A 17,546-nucleotide genomic window follows, 5' to 3' on the forward strand; every position below is an offset into this window, starting at 1 on the left:
ACCTCGCCCCAGGGCGAGGAACTAACACAACTGAACAGACAGTACCCGCTGTCAGACCTCACGAAGGAGGAGATATGACACCGACACCAACACCAACACCAAACGCGAGGGAGGAGGCCGGTGCCATCCTCTGGATCCGGAGCATGGACGACCGACGCGCCCCCGACACCCTGGGCGGACAGACGGAAGAGGACCAAGAGCGGGTCGTGCGCGACGCAATCGATGAAGACGAGCGCACCCTCACTCAGATCCTCTTCGCCGTCGGTCCCGACCCGGGTGACTCGGATCGGCGCCTGGCCGTCATGGCCCGGATGTTGAAGCAGGCCCCAGTCCGGTACCTCTACGTCCCCGGCGCGGTGTTCGCGCACGAATCAGAGGACGAGCTCATGAAGCATCACGTACTGCTGCTCATGATGCGCGAAACCGTTCTGACCATCTGCCAAGACGAGTGAGGCCAGGTCGTGCCCGTCGCCCGAAGCGGCGGGCACGACCACCCGAACGGATAGCCCGACCACAGTTCCGGCACGAAAGCGGCTGTTGTGTTCGTGACAACGAACGCGACTAGAAGATTGACAGCCCTGAGCCGAAGGCGCATAACCAGACATCGTCACGCCCGGAAACCTCCGAACCGGGCCGGAGAAAGGAGTTCATTGACATGACAAGCACAACCAGCGATCAGAAGAAGTTCGCGGTGATCTATGCCGATCCGCCCTGGGATATCCAGCAGAAGGGTGCCCGCGGTGCCGCCCAGCACTACGACCTCATGACCATCGACCGCTTGAAGGCGATGCCGGTTGCCGATCTCGCGGCCGACAACGCGACGCTGCTGCTCTGGACGACGAACGCCGCGCTCCCGGCAGCCCTCGAGCTTATGCAGGACTGGGGCTTCGAGTACAAGACGAACGCCGTCTGGGACAAGTACTTCATGGGGTTGGGGAACTACTTCCGTGGCAGTCATGAGCTGTTGCTCCATGGTGTGCGCGGCAAGGCTCCTTTCAAGTTCCGTGGCCAACGCTCAACGTTGCTGTTCCCGCGCCAGGATCATTCGCACAAGCCCGAAGAGATGATTCCGCTCATCGAGCGCGTGCTCGACGGCCCGTACTTGGAGCTGTTCGCTCGCCGTCGGCCCAACAGCCTCGCCGACTGGAGCGTCTGGGGCAATGAGATCGAGTCCGACATCTCAATCCCGGGCTACCCGGTACCCAGCGATTTCGCCCGGCAAGACGGACCGATCCAGACAGGGGCTGGTGATGCGTGATGGCCGACGACTCTCCCCCGGGCATCGTGCAGCGCTTCTTTCGCGCCTGCTTGCTGATCCTCGGCGGCATTGTTGCCCTCTGGCTCGCGCTCGAACTCCTGGCACAGTTCTGGGGCTGGGTCGTGCTGATAAGCATGCTCGCACTCGTCTTGTGTGCCGCCGTCTGGGCGTACCGCTACTGGTGGGGTGGGCGATGAAAAGCACAAGCACGTTCACCCCTGTCATGTCGTTGTGGAATGCACAACGGCCCTTCAAAACGCTTGACAAATCGAACGTTCGAGTTCATAACAGGTCGAAATGCGCCGAACAGGCTTATGCCTACGGCGATTCCAGCGTCCTTCCGCGACCGATACGCGAACCCAAAGCCGAGGTGGGAAGGAGGTTCACGCATGTGTAGTCATGCCCGCGGTCAACGCCGCTATCGCAAAACCCAAGGAAGACGCGTCTGGGTCTTCTCGGAACTCAACCACGATCTGCGACCTGAGCGCGTCGCGAAGATCATCACCGCAGCCGGCCTCGAGCAGGCGCGCCTCGAAGCCGCCGCTCAACAGGAACAGGAGGCGCACGCAGACAAGGAGGACGGTCATGCCTGAGCCGTTCGTCTACACCCGCCTGCACCCGCAGCGTCCGCTCAGCGCATGGACGCTGGCGGTCATGCTGGTGCGCTTCGCGTCCGGCGACGTGCCGCGCCCGATCGTCTTCGAGCTTCAAGCCAGCGCCGATGGTGTGATCGTGATGTTCGGCTGCGCCCCAACGGCCGTTCACCGGCTGAAGCGCCTCCTCGGCGGCCATGTGCCGGGCCTCCGCTTTGTGGCCGCCTCGCGGGCGGACGTGGCCGCTGTGAGCCGCGTAACCGCCCGCCCAGGCGGCCTACCGCTGGCCGAGGTCGATCCAGAGCAGGTCGTGAGCGGCATCTACCAAGCGCTCGCCAGTCGGCGCGACGAAGAGGTGCTTGCTCTGCAGCTCGTGCTCGGTACCGCCCACCGTCCGCAGCAGGTCACCCCGACGCCGAGCGATCCGCTACAGCCGCTGGGTTCTCGGGTGCTCGACGGCGTCCGCGCTGCCTCACCCGATACGCGCAAGCGCCTGCAAGCCCACGCCGCGCATGTCCGTTTCGACGCGACCATCCGCATTGGAGTCACCGCGCAGACCGTTAAGCGACGCTCCGCCCTGGTATGGGAGCTCTTCGGCGCACTGCAGCAGCTCGAAAGTCCCGGCGTCCAGTTCTCACTGGTACGGGACACACCCGCCAGGTGGAAGGCAAGCCGACTCGGGCCGGGTGCACGACTGCGGCTACTGGCCAGCGAGCTCGCGCCCCTGCTGGGCTGGCCGCTCGGCGAACGGGACTACCCAGGAGCACCCGCCGTCCACCCGCGCCTATTGCCCGTGCCGGAAATCGTCTCGCGCACCGAAGGCGTCTTCGCGGTCGGAACAGCTCCCGGGCCCGAGCGTCTAGTCGGACTTGACCCGCAGAGTCGGCTGACCCACACGGTGCTTCTCGGACCGACCGGCTCCGGCAAGTCCACTCTCCTGGAGCATCTGGTCATCGATGACATCAAGGCCGGCCGCGCCTGCTGCGTCATCGAACCCAAGACACAACTCATCGATCGGATCCTCGCCACCGCGCCGGCCGAAGCGGCGGGGCAGATCGTGGTGCTCGACGCCACCGACGAAGAAGCTCCCGTCGGCTTCAACCCGCTCGACGTCGGTGACCGTGACCCCGACGTCGTGGTCGACGGCGTCCTCGCTGCCTTCGCTGCCATCTTCCACGATGGCTGGGGGCCACGCACCGAGTATCAAGCGCAAGGCGCCCTTCTATCCATGGCGCGTGCCGGACAGAAGCGAAGCGAGCCTTACACGCTCATCGACCTCCCACGGCTATTCACCGACGCAGCGTTCCGTCGGCCCGTCATCGCCGCTGTCCAAGACGACCCCACTCTGACCGCCTTCTGGGAAGAATTCGAAGCCATGCGGCCCGCGCAGCGCGCCGCCGTGACCGCTCCGATCCTCAATAAGCTCCGCAAAATCGTGATGCGAAAACCGCTGGTTCGCGTGCTGGGTCAATCCCAGCCACGCTTCCGACTCCGCGACATCTTCCGAGAGCGCAAGACCGTATTGGTACCGCTCAACGACACACTCCTCGGGGAGGGCGCCTCGAAACTACTCGGCAGCCTGATCGTCGCGGAACTGTTCTTGGCCACGACCGAGCGCGCTCGCGAACGCGACCCGATGAAGCGCCCCGGGATGATCTTCATCGACGAGGTGCAGGAGTATCTCCACCTACCCACGCCGATCGAGAATGCCATGAGCGTCTTCCGTTCCTACGGGGTCGGTCTGCACGCGGCGCATCAGTTCCGCAGCCAACTACCGCCACTCATGCGCGCTGGCCTCGATGCCAACGCACGCACCAAGATCAGCTTTGCCCTCGAGTCCGCCGACGCAGCGGACATGGCCAAGCTCACCCCGGTCCTGCGAGCCGAAGACTTCCAAGCGCTCCCCAAGCACAACGTCTACGCCCGCCTTATGGCTGGAGGCACCACGACGGAGTGGTGCTCCGCCCAAGTGCTGCCACCGCTTCCCGAGACCCGCGCAGGCGACATCATCCGCGACGAGAGCCGCCGCCAATTTGGGGCGCTACCGCCCGATGAGACGTCTGCTCCTGACCAGACTCCATCCCCGAAGCCAGCGACCACGTCGCATCAGAAAGCGAGGCGGTCATGAGGGGCTCCATCTGGCGCGGGTGTTCCGCCCGCTATTCCGGTCGTCGTTCATCTCACCACTACGAAGCCCCGCAGCGTCCGCCCCTGTTCCGGCGACCTCGGCCGTCCCCTGGATGGGACTCCCGCTGCGTTGCAGCGGATCTTCGCCCTCCGAGCCGAAGGGGACAGCCATGAGCGCGCTGAGTCTAGTGGCCCTCGAGATGCACCTCTCGGACCGGGATATCCGCGTCCTCGACGACCTCGAACGGTTCCGCTTCCTCACCACCCGGCAGCTCCAGCGGCTCCACCTTCCGGCTGCCCCGCTTGGCAGCCACGCCACCGTCAGCAGCGCGACGCGGGGCACGACGCGGATCTTGAATCGCCTCGAACAGCTCGGCGTGATCGGACGGCTGGCCAGACGCATCGGCGGCATCAAACACGGTTCGGCGCTCATTGTCTGGCAGCTCGGACCAGCCGGAGATCGCTTCCTACGCGCCCGACGCGGCGACCCGAAACGGCGACGCTACGAGGAACCTGGGCGCACCTTCCTGTCCCACACGCTGGCCGTTGCCGACGCCGCGGTCAACCTCATCGAGCAAGCGAGCGCCGGTCGTTTCGAACTCCTCGAGCTCGAACTGGAACCGGCCTGCTGGCGCACCTTCACCAGCGGCAGCTCGACCGCTATCTCGCTCAAGCCCGATCTGCTCGTCGTCACTGCCGATGCGCACACCGAAACCCATTCATTCGTCGAGATCGACCGCGGTACCGAACACCTGCCCGCGGTGCTCCGCAAGTGCCGCATCTACCAGCGCTATGCGGCCACGGGCATCGAGCAGGAGAAGCGGAGCCTGTTCCCCGCGGTTGTCTGGGTAGTTCCCGATCCACTTCGAGCTGCGCGCATCAGAAGCGCCGTCGATGCCGACGCCCACCTCGCATCTGAACTGTTCTGGATCATCACGACGGACTCGATGAACCGTCAGCTCGCCCCGTATCCGACACCCGTCAACACCTAACCGAAAGGAGGAAGACATGAACACATCAATCGCCACCGCGCTTGGTCGCGACGAAACAGAGAACGCGAGGCAACTCGTCGAGATCGGCCTCGCCATGGACCGCGAAGCCCGATCGGAAACGCTGGCCCGGCTCATCGCTGCCAGCCTGCACGGCGGGCCGGGCAGCACGCTCGAGCATTTCGCCGCCACGGGCGAACTTTCGCCGCAAGCCGCCCTCGTGGAGCTAAACGAACTTCAAGTGCCGCTCGAGCAAGAAGGCTGGGTCGATGCGCTCGGACGCTTCATCCTTGCCACGGCAGGAGGACGGTCATGAACGAACGCGACCCTCTTGCCACACCCGAAGTTCGTTCGATCACGAACCTCGAAGTCCCTGACTGGCGCCGACTCGAAGTCGCCCAGCATCGATTCTTCGAGCGGGTCGGCGACGGTATCGCGCAAGCGCTCACCGAACGCACTGAAATCGAGGACGGCACGGCTCGCATGATCGCCCATGTCCTCGGCCGCGCTTACGGACGCGACTCCCACCTGGCCGACTACGGACGCACGGGCGAAGGGATGTACGTCGACCTGCGCGACGAGTACCTCGCGCTCTTCAACAACGAACGCGCCGACGAAGTCACAAGGGAATGGATCAATTGGTTTGGCACCTACCTAGTTCAGCGAGAGAACACCGGCAGCGGCCGGCAGTTCATGAATGAACATCTGCCGCCGCAGCTCGACCGACTCCTTATCACGACCGAACTCGACGTCCAAGGTGCGCCGTACCTCCTGCGCATACCCGCCTCGTTCGACTCGGCCAGGCTCGACAGTCTGACCGAACAACTGTTCCAGATGGGCCTCACGAACAGTCCCAAGCTGGAAGCCTTCCTGCGGCTGCCGAACGTGGACGCGTCCAGCCCGAACCTTCTGAAGTCGATGCACGAGACATACGGCGGCACGTATGCAAACGAGGAAGACGCGCTACGCGCTCTGAGTCCGCTCGAGGACTGGGAAGACTCACTTGCGGACTGGCGTATCGATCACGGCATCGAAGAGGACGCGCTTGAGTGGAACTTCAAACCGCTCATTGACCGACTTCGCGTGATCTACGACCTCGTCGAGTTGGAGGGCAAAATCTATGCCTTCGCCACGTAAAGGGGACGTACCCCGCGGTCGCGGATGCCCACGCAAACCAGCACCCACAGGCGGGGCCGTTCTTACTTCTCGCCCCATCGAGATCGTCGGCGTATGGCGCGAAGAGCCTGACGTCCATCGGCTGGCGAGAGCGCTGATTCGCTTCGCTCAGGACGAGTATGACTCGTCACGTGAACGACGCGCACGGGCACGGGGGTCCGCGAAACGTGATCCGGATTAGAAGGCATGGGCCAGCACGAAGAAGCGAGGTAGGGCATGAGTTCTCACGAACCGCGAGGTAATAAGTACATCGGTGACGCGACCCCCGGAAATGGGTCCGAAAACAGCGCGCAGTCGCCCGACGGGCTGGACTTCCAGGCCGAAGAGAGGGTTAATCCGGAGGACCTAATCGGAGGTATCCACGTCATGGCCCTTGAAAGCCCGGAATCAGCGCATCCCGCGCCCATCGCAAACTCACTCGACGGACTCGAGCATCTACTCTCGTCACCATCGGCACATGCCGAAGAAGACTTCACGTTTGGCCCTGCACAAGCGGTTGTCTACCTGCGCGTATCGACACCGCGGCAACTCCATACCGCTGCCGACCTGGACGAGGACGGCAACAGCATCGCGACGCAGCGCGTGGAAGCGATGCGCAAGGTTCGCGAGCTCCACGCCACTGTCGCCCGCGAGTTCGTTGAGCCCGGACAATCTGCTCAAACGATCTCAAAACGTACCGAGTTCAAGAAGCTCCTGCGCTACGTCGAAGCGCATCCCGAGGTGAAGTACGTCGTCATCTACATGCGCTCGCGCGTATTCCGCAACTTTACCGACGCTGCAATCACGAAGCGCCAGCTCTTGGAGCGCGGCGTCCGTCTGATCTCAGCCAAAGAAGAGTTCGGCGAAGGTTATATGGCGGACGCCATGGAAGCCATCACCGACGTCATGAACGAAGTCCAAGTGCGCATGAACGGCGAGGACGTCAAGGTGAAGATGGCGCACAAGGTAGAGCAGGGCGGGACGGTCGGGCGAGCGAAGCTCGGATACCTGAACGTCCGCAAGGAGTTCAGCGGACGATTGGTGAACACCATCGACATCGACCCCGAGCGGGCACCGCTCGTGACCTTTGCCTTCGAGCAGTATGCAACGGGGCGCTACTCAATCGCTCAGCTTCGAGACCTGCTTAACGAACATGGCCTGACCACCCGTCCTTCGCCATCGCGACCAGCACAGTCGGTAAGCATTAGCCGCCTCGCACTCATACTGCGCAACCCGTACTACACCGGAGTCATGCGGTACAAGGGAAAGCTCTACGTCGGACGGCATCAGCCGCTCGTGACCAAGGAGACATTCCTCAAGGTGCAAGAGATCCTGGATCAGCGCAAACGCCAAGGCGATCGCGACATCCTCCACTTTCACTATCTGAAAGGCATGTTGCAGTGCGGCCACTGCCTCAACGCAGGACGGGCGAGTCGATTGGTGTACAGCCAGATTAATGGCAACGGCGGCATCTACGAGTACCTGGTGTGCGCAGCCAAGCAGCGCAAGCAGTGCTCGATGCCGTGGATTCGGGTGGAACAGATCGAGGACAAGCTCGTGGAGGTGGTCGCCGGCGAACGACTCGCGCCCGACATGCTCGATGGCATGCGCAACGCCATCGAAGGAGCCATCCACAACCTGCTCGCGGAGGATCGTGATGCAAAGGCCCGGCTCCGAAAGCAGCTCGACAAGCTGGAGGCGCAGGAAGAACGGCTTATCGAGCTCGCCGCAACGGGAACGCTGCCTATCTCAAAGATCCGAGAGCGGATCGAAAACACAACGCTCCAGAAGGAATCGCTGAAGGAGAAACTAGAGATCACCACTGAGCGCCTGAGCCATGGAGCCGAGACCGCGCTGGCGTTTATCGACTTGCTCTCCGAGCCCGGTGAACTATACAAGCGCGCATCCGATACGGTGCGTCGTGACCTCCTTCTCGCGTACTTCGAGAGTCTTTCGGTATACCTCGGCGACGACGGCCTCGACGTGGCCGCAGAACGCCACAGCGGCAACCAGGCCGTCCGCCAACTCAACAGCGCGATACAGGGCGCGACAGTGCCCGACACGTCGCGAAAAACAAGAACTCCCCGCTCGAAAGCGGGGAGTTCTGTAAGTCCCATAGCCAGTTCATTTGACCATGGTTCGAGTAACGTTCGTCTGGCTGGGGTACCTGGACTCGAACCAAGAACAACTGAACCAGAATCAGCCGTGTTGCCAATTACACCATACCCCAAGGGCGAAACCGTGGCCTCGCACCGAGGTACAAGCTTACCCGAGCTCACTCCGGATGGCGAATCGACACGGGTTGTCCGGGCGTGGCGCCGCTCGGCTGCCGCCAATACGATGGCCTGGTGAACAGCGACCGACCGCGCAGCATCCGGACCGGGGCATCCTCGGTACGAGGCGGATGACGGCATGAAACGCGTCGCGATCGACTCTTCGGCCCTGCGGTCCGTCGGCTACCGCGACGATCTGGCGCTTCTGGAGATCGAGTTCGTCAGCGGCGAGGTCTACCGATATCACGCGGTGCCACATTCGGTTCATCGTGCACTGATGAATGCCGACAGCAGAGGTCGCTACTTCGTCGAGCACATCCGGGACGTCTACCCCACCACTCGGATCACGTGAGCGGGAGCATCCGGGCGATGTCGTGACCAGACGCGCGCACTCGCCGGCGCAGCGTCGGTGGCGCGGATCTGCTGCCAGTTGCGACCACCGCGCGCGAAGGCGCGCTGCACCGACAGCGGCACCTCCTGATCCGGGATCGGGTCCGGTATCCACTCGCACGATCGGACGTGGACGAGGTCGACGACCCATGCCGGAGCGCTCGAATCGTAGCGCCACGCCCCGCTGAGTCTTCCGAGCCAGAACCATCCGTACGTGTCGCGCGTCCATACGAACGAGCCTCGCGCGGCCGCGGCGAATCGCTCGAGGCGTCGCGCGATGCGCTCGCCGTACGTCGCGTCAGCCGCCGTGAGCGCGTCCGACAGTGATGCGGGTGACGGAGTGAGGCGTCCGCCGATTCCGCACACGGCCTGCTCAAGCGCCCTGTCGGCCGCGGCGCCATGCGGCACGTCATCCTCGCGCGATCGCATCGGCGCACGGAATACCGGCGTTTCCACAGCTCAGCCCTCCTCATCGTCCACTTCCACCCGCTGCTCCTGCGGGTCCGCGGTGTCGGGATCTGCCCTTCAGCAGCAAGTCTTACGGCGTCGCAGCCGGCGGCTGAGGGGGTTGAAGAAGCGAGAGTCGGTCGCTAACGTCGCGCGCTCTGCGGGCGGCGCGACCTCACAGCTCGCCCATGCGCACCGGCTTCACCCAGCGCAGGAACACCGCGGAGCGCGTTATGCGGGCGATATCCGCGAGCAGCGCGCCGACCTTCGTGCCGATGCACAGGCTCAAGAACATCATCGGCGCAGACACCAACACCTGTGCGTCGAAACTCGCCAGCGAGACCAGACCGATCGTGCCGGGCACGAGCAGCAGGAAGGCCGGCTGAAACGACACCGTGGCGGGCACCGCGAGCGTCACGCGCTCCAGCACACGAGCCGCGACGAACAGCACAGCGGCCGCGACGCCGGTGGCGACGATGCTGCCCAACTGAGGGCTGAACAGCGCGAGCACGGCATAGGTGCCGGTCATCACCACCACGCACACCACCGTCAGCCGGAACCCCGATCCGAACGCCAGCCCGATGCCGATCGCCAGCACGCCCACGGCGATCCACGACATCCACAGCGGCGGCAGAGCATCCCAGCCGGCGTGATCGGTCGACAGCTGCACCGCCTCTCCGACGAGAGCGGCGGATGCCGAGTCGATCCGAAGCCCGGTGATGGCTGCACCCGAGTACACCCCGGCCGCCATGAACGCGAGCATGATCAGCCCGTACATCAGACGCGACGCCCCGGTGACGATGTCGGTGGAGGTCAGCTCGAGAAGCGCGTTGGTGATCAGCGCGCCGGGTACGAGGATCGCGATCGGCGCACAGACTGCGAAAAGCGGCACCGGCCCGAGCTCCAGCGTGCTCGCGACCCAGCCGACGAGGATCGTCGAGATGAACGCGGACACGAATGGCGCGATCGCGGCCGCGGCGCGCACGCGCATCATCACCATCGTGAGCCCGCCGACGAGCGCGCCGACCAGCAGCGCGAGCAGGATCGCCCACCACGGGCACCGGAAGAGCATGGCCAGCGACAGCGAGAGCAGCCCGCAGCCGATGAGATTCTGCATCGCCGGGTGACGCCTCGGCGTAGCCCGGATCGCCGCGATCCGGCGCGGCACGTCCGGCAGCGGCACGTCGCCCCGTTCCACCTCGCGCACGAGCCGACTCGCACGTGCGGACTGGCGGAAGGTCAGCGCCTCGCCCTTGCCGATGACCGTCGTCGTGGCGGACGCAGCCCCCGCCCGGCTCACCATGACCATCTCGGGCAGGATCGCGAACTCGGTGGATGCCCCGGGCGTCGCCCGCCGGCCCACCTGCTCCAGGGTGCCGCGCACATCGGTCACCGATGTGCCGCACTCCAGCAGCAGCACTCCCAGCTCGCCGAGGATGACGTCACTCTCAGCGGCCGGCATCACGGCATCCGTCGCCCCGCGTGTCACGCCAGGTGATCAGCAAGCGCGCGCAGCCGGCGCAGCGTCTCGTCCTTGCCGAGCAGCTCCATCGACTCGAACAGCGGCGGCGACACGCGGCGCCCGGTCAGGGCGACGCGGGGCGGGCCGTAGGCCACGCGCGGCTTCAGCTCGAGCTTCTCGACGAGCTCCGCCGAGAGGGCGGTCTGAATGGCATCAGGGGTGAAGTCCTCGACCGGCTCCAGCGCGCTCACGCAGGCCCGGAGCACGTCGGCGGCGTTCGCCGGCAGGCCCTTCATGGCATCCGCCTGGTACTCGAGCTCGTCGGTGAACAGGAAGCCGAGCATACCGGGCGCCTCGCCCAGCAGCTGCATGCGTTCCTGCACCAGCGGGGCGGCGCGGAACGCGAGCACGATCTGCTCATGCGTCGGCTCGCCGCCGAACACGCCGGCCTGGGCGAGGTAAGGCAGCATCCGCTCGGCGAAGTCCTTGCCGTCGAGCATCCGGATGTGGTCGCCGTTGATCGACTCGGCCTTCTTCTGGTCGAAACGGGCGGGGTTCGGGTTGACATCGGCGATGTCGAACGCCTCGATGAACTCCTCGAGTGAGAACACGTCGCGGTCGGCCGCGATCGACCAGCCCAGCAGCGCCAGATAGTTCAGCAGTCCCTCGTGGATGAAGCCGCGCTCGCGGTGCAGGAACAGGTCGGCCTGCGGGTCACGCTTGGACAGCTTCTTGTTGCCGGTCTCGCCGAGCACGAGCGGCATGTGCGCGAAGCGCGGCACGAAAGTCGTGACGCCTGCCTGGATCAGCGCGTCGTACAGCGCCAGCTGACGGGCGGTCGACGGCATGAGGTCCTCACCGCGCAGCACGTGGGTGATGCCCATCAGCGCGTCGTCGACCGGGTTGACGAAGGTGTACAGCGGCACGCCGTTCGGCCGCACCACGACGAAGTCGGGGAAGGATCCTGCGGGGAAGGTCACCTCGCCGCGGATCAGGTCGACGTAGGTGAGGTCCTCGTCCGGCACGCGCAGGCGCAGCGCGGGCTGACGGCCCTCGGCACGGAAGCCGGCCTTCTGCTCGTCGGTGAGGTCGCGGTCGAAGTTGTCGTAGCCGAGCTGCTTGGCCCGCCCCGCCGCCTCGTTGCGCGCGTCGATCTCCTCAGCCGTCGAATAGCTCTCGTACAGCGCGCCCGATGCCAGGAGCTTGTCGATCACGCCGCGGTAGATGTCGTGACGCTCGGACTGCCGGTAGGGTGCGTGCGGACCGCCGACCTCGACGCCCTCATCCCAGTCGATCTTCATCCAGGTGAGTGCGTCGACGAGCTGCAGGAAGCTCTCCTCGCTGTCACGCGCGGCGTCGGTGTCTTCGATGCGGAAGATCAGCTTGCCGCCGTTGTGACGCGCGTACGCCCAGTTGTACAGCGCCGTGCGCACCATGCCGACGTGGGGCAGGCCGGTCGGCGAGGGGCAGAAGCGCACACGGACGTCGGATCCGGTGGCGGTGGTGGTGAGAGGATGCACGGTAGCCATATCCCCTCGATTCTAGCCGTGGCGGATGCCCGCTACCGGCGGTCAGCGCGCCCGGTGCACCGCGATAGCCGCCGTCTGGGTCTGCGGCAGCACGCCGCCCTCGCCCTGCTCGTTGACGATGAGATCGAACGCCCGCCGGAATCGCTCGCGGTCGGCATCCGACAGCGTCGCATAGAACGCGCCGGCCCCCGCCACTCCCCCGGCGACCGACTCCCACAGCGCATCCGCTGTCGGATGCCACGTCCAGGTGAACTCCGTGACATCCGGCTCCCAGCCGGCATCGCGCAGCATCCGATCGAATCCGGGGGCGGACCGCTCGAAGTCCTTGTCGACGGGAAGGCGGCGGCCGCTCACCGGCGTGAGGCCGGCGCGAGCGGTGACATCCGCCCACAGCGACGACGGCGATGCCGTCCACGTCGTCGCGATCACCGCGGCGCTCGAGACCCGGCGCAGCTCTGCGGCGCCCGCGCGCGGGTCGTCGAGATGGTTGAGCACGAAGTTCCCGACGACGACGTCGAACGCACCATCGGGGAACGACAGCGCGGGCAGAGCATCCGCCGCCATCGTCAGTGACGGATGCTGTCGCTGCACCACTGCACGCATGCTGGGCTCGGGCTCGCAGGCCGTGACCTGCCAGCCGGCATCCGACCACGCTGCGGCGAGCGTGCCCTCACCGGCACCGACGTCGAGGAGCGAGCGACCGGCAGGAGCCCCTGCGAGCTCCCGCATCGTCTCCCCCGTGCCGGCGCACAGTCGCGCGTATGAGGCTGCGTAGGCCTCGCCGGTGCCGGCCCAGCTCACACGGCGGCCTTGATCCGCCCGAGCGGCGAGAGCACTGTGATCGCGATGACGATGACGAGCGCGACGGCGCCGAGCCCGCCGTAGCCGAACTCGGTGAGCACGATGCCGGCACCCGCCGCGCCCACAGCGGCGGTGAGGCTCATCAGCGAGTCGCTGACACCCTGCCGGCGCGGGCGCATCTCGACAGTCGACGACTCGGTCAGCAGCGCCGCGCCTGCCACTGTCGCCGCACTCCAGCCGAGTCCCAGCAGCACCAGCGCGACCATGACGCCCGCAGCATGCTCGCCGGCGAAGATCGCGGTGAGCAGCGACGCCGCCAGCATCGCCTGACCGAGCAGCACGACGCGCACGCGCCCCCAGCGGTCGGCGAGGATGCCGAACACCGGCGACAGTCCGTACATGCCGGCCACGTGCAGGGCGATGGTCACGCCGACCAGCAGCGTCACATCCGCACTGCTCGGTGCGCCGCCGTGGGCGCCGTGAGCCATGTGCGAAAGGTGGATGGGCGTCATCGCCATGACGGATGCCATCACCGCGTGCGATCCGGACACGGCGAAGACCGCGAAGCGGGCGCTCACCGGATGGTCGACGCTCGCGCCGAGCACGGCGGCCTTCGACGGCAGGGCGGCCAGGCTGAGCGCCGTCAGCAGCGGGTCCGGACGAAGCGCTACGAGATACAGCACGAGAGCGGCCGCCTGCGCCACCAGCGAGAACAAGTACGAGCCAGTCAGCGGCGGCATGCCGATCGCCTGCCCGAGCACCTCACCCGGCGTCAGCAGCAGAGGACCCGTCACCCCGCCGATCGTCGTCGACCACACCACGATCGACAGGTCGCGGCCGCGGTGCTCGGGAGCGGCGAGGTCGGTGGCCGCGAAGCGGGACTGCAGGTTCCCCGCGTTGCCCATGCCGATCATGATGATCCCGACCAGCAGCAGCGGGAACATCCGCAGTGCGGCGGCGAGGATGACGATCCCGACGCCGAGCAGAGCGAGCAGGTTGCCGGCGGTCAGCGACAGGCGGCGGCCGCGGCGGGCTGCGAAGCGCGCCAGAGGGATCGCGAATGCAGCAGCGCCAAGGGTGACGGACGCCGTCGCCAGGCCGGACAGCGCGTCGTCGCCCGACAGGTCGGCGGCGAGCAGGGCTCCGAGCGACACGGTGGCCCCGAAGGCGATGCCGCCCAGGACCTGTCCGACCGAGAGGACGAGGACTGTGCGGCGCTGCACCGCACGCAGGGAGTCCGAGGTGACGGCACTCACGAAGTCGGCGCCGCGTCGCGCACGGCGTTGCGCAGGATTCCGATGCCGCTGACCTCGACCTCGACGGTGTCGCCTGCGACGATCTCGCCGACCCCCGCCGGGGTGCCGGTCATGATCACGTCACCCGGCAGCAGCGTGAAAACCGCCGATGCGTACTCGATGATGCCCGCGACGGAGTGGATCATGTCGGTGAGCGGCGCCTGCTGTCGCACCTCGCCGTTCACGCGCGTCTCGATCCGGGCACCGTCGACATCGAGTGCGGTCTCGATGACCGGACCGAGCGGGCAGAACGTGTCGAAGCCCTTGCCCCGCGTCCACTGGCCGTCCTTGCGCTGCAGGTCGCGAGCGGTGACGTCGTTGCCGACGGTGTATCCGAAGACGTAGTCGAGGGCATCCGCCGCTTTCACGTTCTTGGCGATGCGTCCGATCACCGCGACCAGCTCGCCCTCGAACTCGATGCGCTCCGAGATCTCGGGGCGCACGATCGTGTCGCCGGGGCCGATGACGGACGTGTTCGGCTTGAGGAACAGCAGCGGCTCCTCGGGAGCGACGTTGCCGAACTCCGCAGCATGATCGTGGTAGTTGCGGCCGACGCAGACGACCTTCGAGCGCGGGATGACCGGCGCCAGCAGGGCCGCATCGGCGAGCGGGACGCGCTCGCCCGTGGGCTCGTAGCCGGCGAACATCGGGTCGCCCTCGAGCACGACCAGATCCCCGTCATCGAGGATGCCGTAGCGGATGCCGTCGTTGTGACTGAAACGCGCGATCTTCACCCGAACAGCCTAGCCATCCTGTGGCCTGCGGGGTGCTCGCCCCTTTCTCCCGCCGCCGACACCCCCAGCTGCCGCCCACACCCCCAGCTGCCGCCCACACCCCCAGCTGCCGCCGCCCGTACCCGGGGGTGTCGGCGAGACGTGGGGGTGTCGGCGGATGCGCCGATGGCGTCAACCGTGCGGGCGGAGGCCGAAGGCGGCAAGGCGCCAGCCAAGATCATCCGCGGTGCGGATGTGCTGGTGACCCCAGCGGGCGAATCGCCAACCTGTCACACCGCGCACGTCGTCTTCGCGATTCTTCTCGTTGAGCACAGCCTCGTGCGCCGACGGCGCGACTCGCAGAGACTGATCGGTGTACTTTCCCTCACCGTCGAACTCTCCGAACGTCCGCGCCCTCGGGAAGGCGAAGTCCAGCCAGTACTGGTCCCCCGCCGAGCCGGTGACCGGCACCTGCAGGTCGTAGCCCGAGAATCCGAGAGTGTGCAGATGCACCCGGCTGACGCTCTCGCCCGGCAGCTGCGCCCGGCCATCCGCGAATTCCAGCGCTCGGCGCGCCTGTCGCACACCACGCAGTCCCGGTGCGGCGACCCTGCCGGCATCCTCACGCCATTGCGCTTCGGCGTCGGCATCCACGATGTACCCGGTGACAGCTGCGCGACGCAGCGCGGCGTCCGCGCAGCCGACGGCTGTCGTGAACGGGCAGGTGCGCGCGACGTCCATCACGGTGCGGATCAGAGATGTGACGCGGATCCCGTCGACCTCGACGATGTCGTCCTCATCGACCTGCATGTCTCGCCGGACGACCCCCGCGATGACGCGACTGTGGCGGCGCCCCTGCACGAGCACCTGCACGGGCATCTCGCCCATGCGATACAGGGGCAGGCCCCAGAGAACTGCCGCTGACGCGTGTGTGAACACCGGGCCGCTGCCCGAGCTGGCGGCATGCACGGCGAGGACCTTCAACAGATGCTGCCCCTCCCACCAGAGCTCATTCCACTGCTTCGCCGAGACGTAAGTCCCGCGGTGCAGGCGGATGAGTCTGTTCGCGGCGAGGTCCGCACCCAACTGACGTTCGGTGATGCCCGATCCCAGCAACTGCTGCCGGGAGAGCAGCATGGCCCGTGCCTCGTGAATGTCGATACGGCGGCGCATGACCACACAATGCCCGGCCGGACGTGCGAATCCGGCTCTATCCACAGGAAATCTGGCCGACCGCCCGGTTCCGCGTTCTGTGCAGAAAGAGTGCCGCGCGTCGACACCCCCACTTGCCGCCGACACCCCCAGCTGCCGGCGCGTGCACCTGGGGGTGTCGGCGACAGTTGGGGGTGTCGGCGAAAAGAGAGGGAGAACGCAGGTCAGTCGAGGCGGGTCAGCCAGCCGTGCTTGTCCTCGCGGCGGCCGTACTGGATGTCGGTGAGCTCCTCGCGCAGCGCCATGGCCAGCTCGCCCAGAGGCTGCTCGTCCTCGAACTCGTCCGATACGAGCGCACCGATCGGGGTGACGACCGCGGCGGTGCCGCACGCGAAGACCTCGACGATGTCGCCGGATGCCACGCCGTCGCGCCACTCCTGCAGCGAGACCGCCCGACGCTCGACCGTAAGGCCGCGATCCTCAGCGAGCTGCAGCAGCGAGTCGCGGGTGATGCCCTCGAGGATGCTGGCGGACTGCGGGGTCACGACGCGCCCGTCCTTGTAGACGAAGACGACGTTCATGCCGCCGAGCTCTTCGACGTTGCCGTCGGCGTCGAGGAAGACGACCTGATCGCAGCCCTGCGCCGATGCCTCGGCCTGCGGGAGCAGGCTCGATGCGTAGTTGCCACCGGTCTTCGCAGCTCCCGTGCCGCCCTTGCCCGCTCGGGCGTAGGTCTTCGAGAGCCAGATGCGCACAGGCTTCACTCCGCCGGTGAAGTACGCGCCGGCCGGCGAGGCGATCAGGTAGTACGCGACCTTCTTCGCGGGCCGCACGCCGAGGAACGCCTCCTTGGCGAACATGAACGGCCGGAGGTACAGGCTCTGGTCCGCACCCGAGGGCACCCAGGCGCCGTCGACGGCGATCAGCTCGCGCAGCGACTGCAGGAAGTACTCGGTCGGCAGCTCCGGCAGCGCGAGGCGCCGGGCACTGCGCTGCAGACGAGCAGCGTTGCGATCGGGGCGGAACGTGTGCACCGAGCCGTCGGCGTGCCGGTACGCCTTGATCCCCTCGAAGATCTCCTGCCCATAGTGCAGCACCGCTGCGGCGGGGTCGAGAGAGATCGGGCCGTAGGGCTGCACGCGCGGACGGTGCCAGCCGCCCTTCTCAGACCAGCAGATGTCGACCATGTGGTCGGTGAAGCTGGTGCCGAACCCCGGATTCTGCAGGATCTCCTCGCGCTGCGCGGGGTTCTTGGCCGCAAGGTTCTTCGTCACCGCGAATGCGAGTTCCGCGGTGTCGGTGGTCGTGGCGGTGTCGGTCATGTCTGTCCTCTGTCGATGCTGCAGCGATGTCGATGCTGCG

Annotated in this window: 17 protein-coding genes, 1 tRNA gene and 1 pseudogene; 9 read left to right on the top strand and 10 right to left on the bottom strand. The window is 66.3% G+C overall.

All coding sequences use genetic code 11. From position 1 onward, the window contains the following. The first annotated feature begins 143 nt into the window (after nt 1–143). The 3 genes from ACQUSX_RS03105 (at nt 144) to ACQUSX_RS03115 (ending at nt 1,455) form a co-directional block, all read left to right on the top strand. Entirely contained in the window at nt 144–452 is a 309-nt protein-coding gene (locus ACQUSX_RS03105; RefSeq protein WP_428905500.1) for a hypothetical protein, read from the top strand. 203 nt (nt 453–655) lie between these two features. Next, nucleotides 656–1,258, top strand: a complete 603-nt coding sequence (locus ACQUSX_RS03110; RefSeq protein WP_428905501.1) for an MT-A70 family methyltransferase — start codon at nt 656–658, stop codon at nt 1,256–1,258. Next, nucleotides 1,258–1,455, top strand: coding sequence for a hypothetical protein (locus ACQUSX_RS03115; protein WP_428905502.1), 198 nt, complete (start codon nt 1,258–1,260; stop codon nt 1,453–1,455). The genes ACQUSX_RS03110 and ACQUSX_RS03115 overlap by 1 nt, the downstream gene beginning before the upstream one ends. A gap of 186 nt (nt 1,456–1,641) precedes the next feature. Here ACQUSX_RS03115 and ACQUSX_RS03120 read toward each other — a convergent pair whose 3' ends face one another. Continuing rightward, the gene (locus ACQUSX_RS03120; RefSeq protein WP_428905503.1) at nt 1,642–1,845 is read right to left on the bottom strand and encodes a hypothetical protein; all 204 of its coding nucleotides are present in this window, start codon (nt 1,843–1,845) and stop codon (nt 1,642–1,644) included. Here ACQUSX_RS03120 and ACQUSX_RS03125 point away from each other — a divergent pair. The 5 genes and pseudogenes from ACQUSX_RS03125 to ACQUSX_RS03145 form a co-directional block, all read left to right on the top strand. Continuing rightward, entirely contained in the window at nt 1,844–3,979 is a 2,136-nt protein-coding gene (locus tag ACQUSX_RS03125) for a type IV secretory system conjugative DNA transfer family protein (protein ID WP_428905504.1), read from the top strand. The two genes, ACQUSX_RS03120 and ACQUSX_RS03125, sit on opposite strands and share 2 nt — an antisense overlap. A 169-nt stretch (nt 3,980–4,148) precedes the next feature. Next, the gene (locus ACQUSX_RS03130) at nt 4,149–4,970 is read left to right on the top strand and encodes a replication-relaxation family protein (protein WP_428905505.1); all 822 of its coding nucleotides are present in this window, start codon (nt 4,149–4,151) and stop codon (nt 4,968–4,970) included. A gap of 16 nt (nt 4,971–4,986) precedes the next feature. After that, on the top strand, nt 4,987–5,283 hold the full coding sequence (locus ACQUSX_RS03135) for a hypothetical protein (RefSeq protein ID WP_428905506.1): 297 nt from the start codon (nt 4,987–4,989) through the stop codon (nt 5,281–5,283). Next, nucleotides 5,280–6,104, top strand: a complete 825-nt coding sequence (locus tag ACQUSX_RS03140; RefSeq protein ID WP_428905507.1) for a hypothetical protein — start codon at nt 5,280–5,282, stop codon at nt 6,102–6,104. Before ACQUSX_RS03135 ends, ACQUSX_RS03140 begins: the two co-directional genes overlap by 4 nt. Nucleotides 6,105–6,509: 405 nt before the next feature. Further along, nucleotides 6,510–7,631: pseudogene (locus ACQUSX_RS03145) on the top strand (recombinase family protein); the annotation flags it as partial. 646 nt (nt 7,632–8,277) lie between these two features. Here the strand turns inward: ACQUSX_RS03145 and ACQUSX_RS03150 are convergent. Continuing rightward, nucleotides 8,278–8,352: transfer RNA gene (locus ACQUSX_RS03150), tRNA-Gln, on the bottom strand. Between the two features lie 182 nt (nt 8,353–8,534). On the opposite strand from ACQUSX_RS03150, the gene ACQUSX_RS03155 reads away from it, so the two are divergent. After that, nucleotides 8,535–8,747, top strand: coding sequence for a KTSC domain-containing protein (locus ACQUSX_RS03155; RefSeq protein ID WP_428905508.1), 213 nt, complete (start codon nt 8,535–8,537; stop codon nt 8,745–8,747). On the opposite strand, the gene ACQUSX_RS03160 is transcribed toward ACQUSX_RS03155, so the two are convergent. The 8 genes from ACQUSX_RS03160 to ACQUSX_RS03195 form a co-directional block, all read right to left on the bottom strand. Then, complete coding sequence (locus ACQUSX_RS03160) at nt 8,723–9,214, bottom strand: GAF domain-containing protein (protein ID WP_428905509.1); 492 nt, start codon at nt 9,212–9,214, stop codon at nt 8,723–8,725. The two genes, ACQUSX_RS03155 and ACQUSX_RS03160, sit on opposite strands and share 25 nt — an antisense overlap. A gap of 193 nt (nt 9,215–9,407) precedes the next feature. Continuing rightward, nucleotides 9,408–10,694 carry a threonine/serine exporter family protein gene (locus tag ACQUSX_RS03165; RefSeq protein ID WP_428905510.1) on the bottom strand — a complete coding sequence of 429 codons (1,287 nt, stop codon included), beginning with the start codon at nt 10,692–10,694 and terminating at the stop codon, nt 9,408–9,410. Between the two features lie 23 nt (nt 10,695–10,717). Further along, nucleotides 10,718–12,223 carry a glutamate--tRNA ligase gene (gene gltX / locus ACQUSX_RS03170; RefSeq protein WP_428905511.1) on the bottom strand — a complete coding sequence of 502 codons (1,506 nt, stop codon included), beginning with the start codon at nt 12,221–12,223 and terminating at the stop codon, nt 10,718–10,720. Nucleotides 12,224–12,265: 42 nt separating this feature from the next. After that, nucleotides 12,266–13,024 carry a class I SAM-dependent methyltransferase gene (locus tag ACQUSX_RS03175; RefSeq protein ID WP_428905512.1) on the bottom strand — a complete coding sequence of 253 codons (759 nt, stop codon included), beginning with the start codon at nt 13,022–13,024 and terminating at the stop codon, nt 12,266–12,268. Next, nucleotides 13,021–14,280 (bottom strand): MFS transporter, encoded by a 1,260-nt coding sequence (locus ACQUSX_RS03180; protein ID WP_428905513.1) that lies wholly within the window; start codon nt 14,278–14,280, stop codon nt 13,021–13,023. The genes ACQUSX_RS03175 and ACQUSX_RS03180 overlap by 4 nt, the downstream gene beginning before the upstream one ends. Continuing rightward, entirely contained in the window at nt 14,277–15,053 is a 777-nt protein-coding gene (locus ACQUSX_RS03185) for a fumarylacetoacetate hydrolase family protein (RefSeq protein ID WP_428905514.1), read from the bottom strand. The genes ACQUSX_RS03180 and ACQUSX_RS03185 overlap by 4 nt, the downstream gene beginning before the upstream one ends. 171 nt (nt 15,054–15,224) lie before the next feature. Then, the gene (locus ACQUSX_RS03190) at nt 15,225–16,205 is read right to left on the bottom strand and encodes a hypothetical protein (RefSeq protein WP_428905515.1); all 981 of its coding nucleotides are present in this window, start codon (nt 16,203–16,205) and stop codon (nt 15,225–15,227) included. A 203-nt stretch (nt 16,206–16,408) separates the two neighbouring features. Beyond that, on the bottom strand, nt 16,409–17,506 hold the full coding sequence (locus ACQUSX_RS03195; protein WP_428905516.1) for a branched-chain amino acid aminotransferase: 1,098 nt from the start codon (nt 17,504–17,506) through the stop codon (nt 16,409–16,411). Nucleotides 17,507–17,546: the final 40 nt, after the last annotated feature.

The organism is Microbacterium alcoholitolerans (assembly GCF_050408615.1).
In the GTDB taxonomy this organism is placed as follows: Bacteria; Actinomycetota; Actinomycetes; order Actinomycetales; family Microbacteriaceae; genus Microbacterium.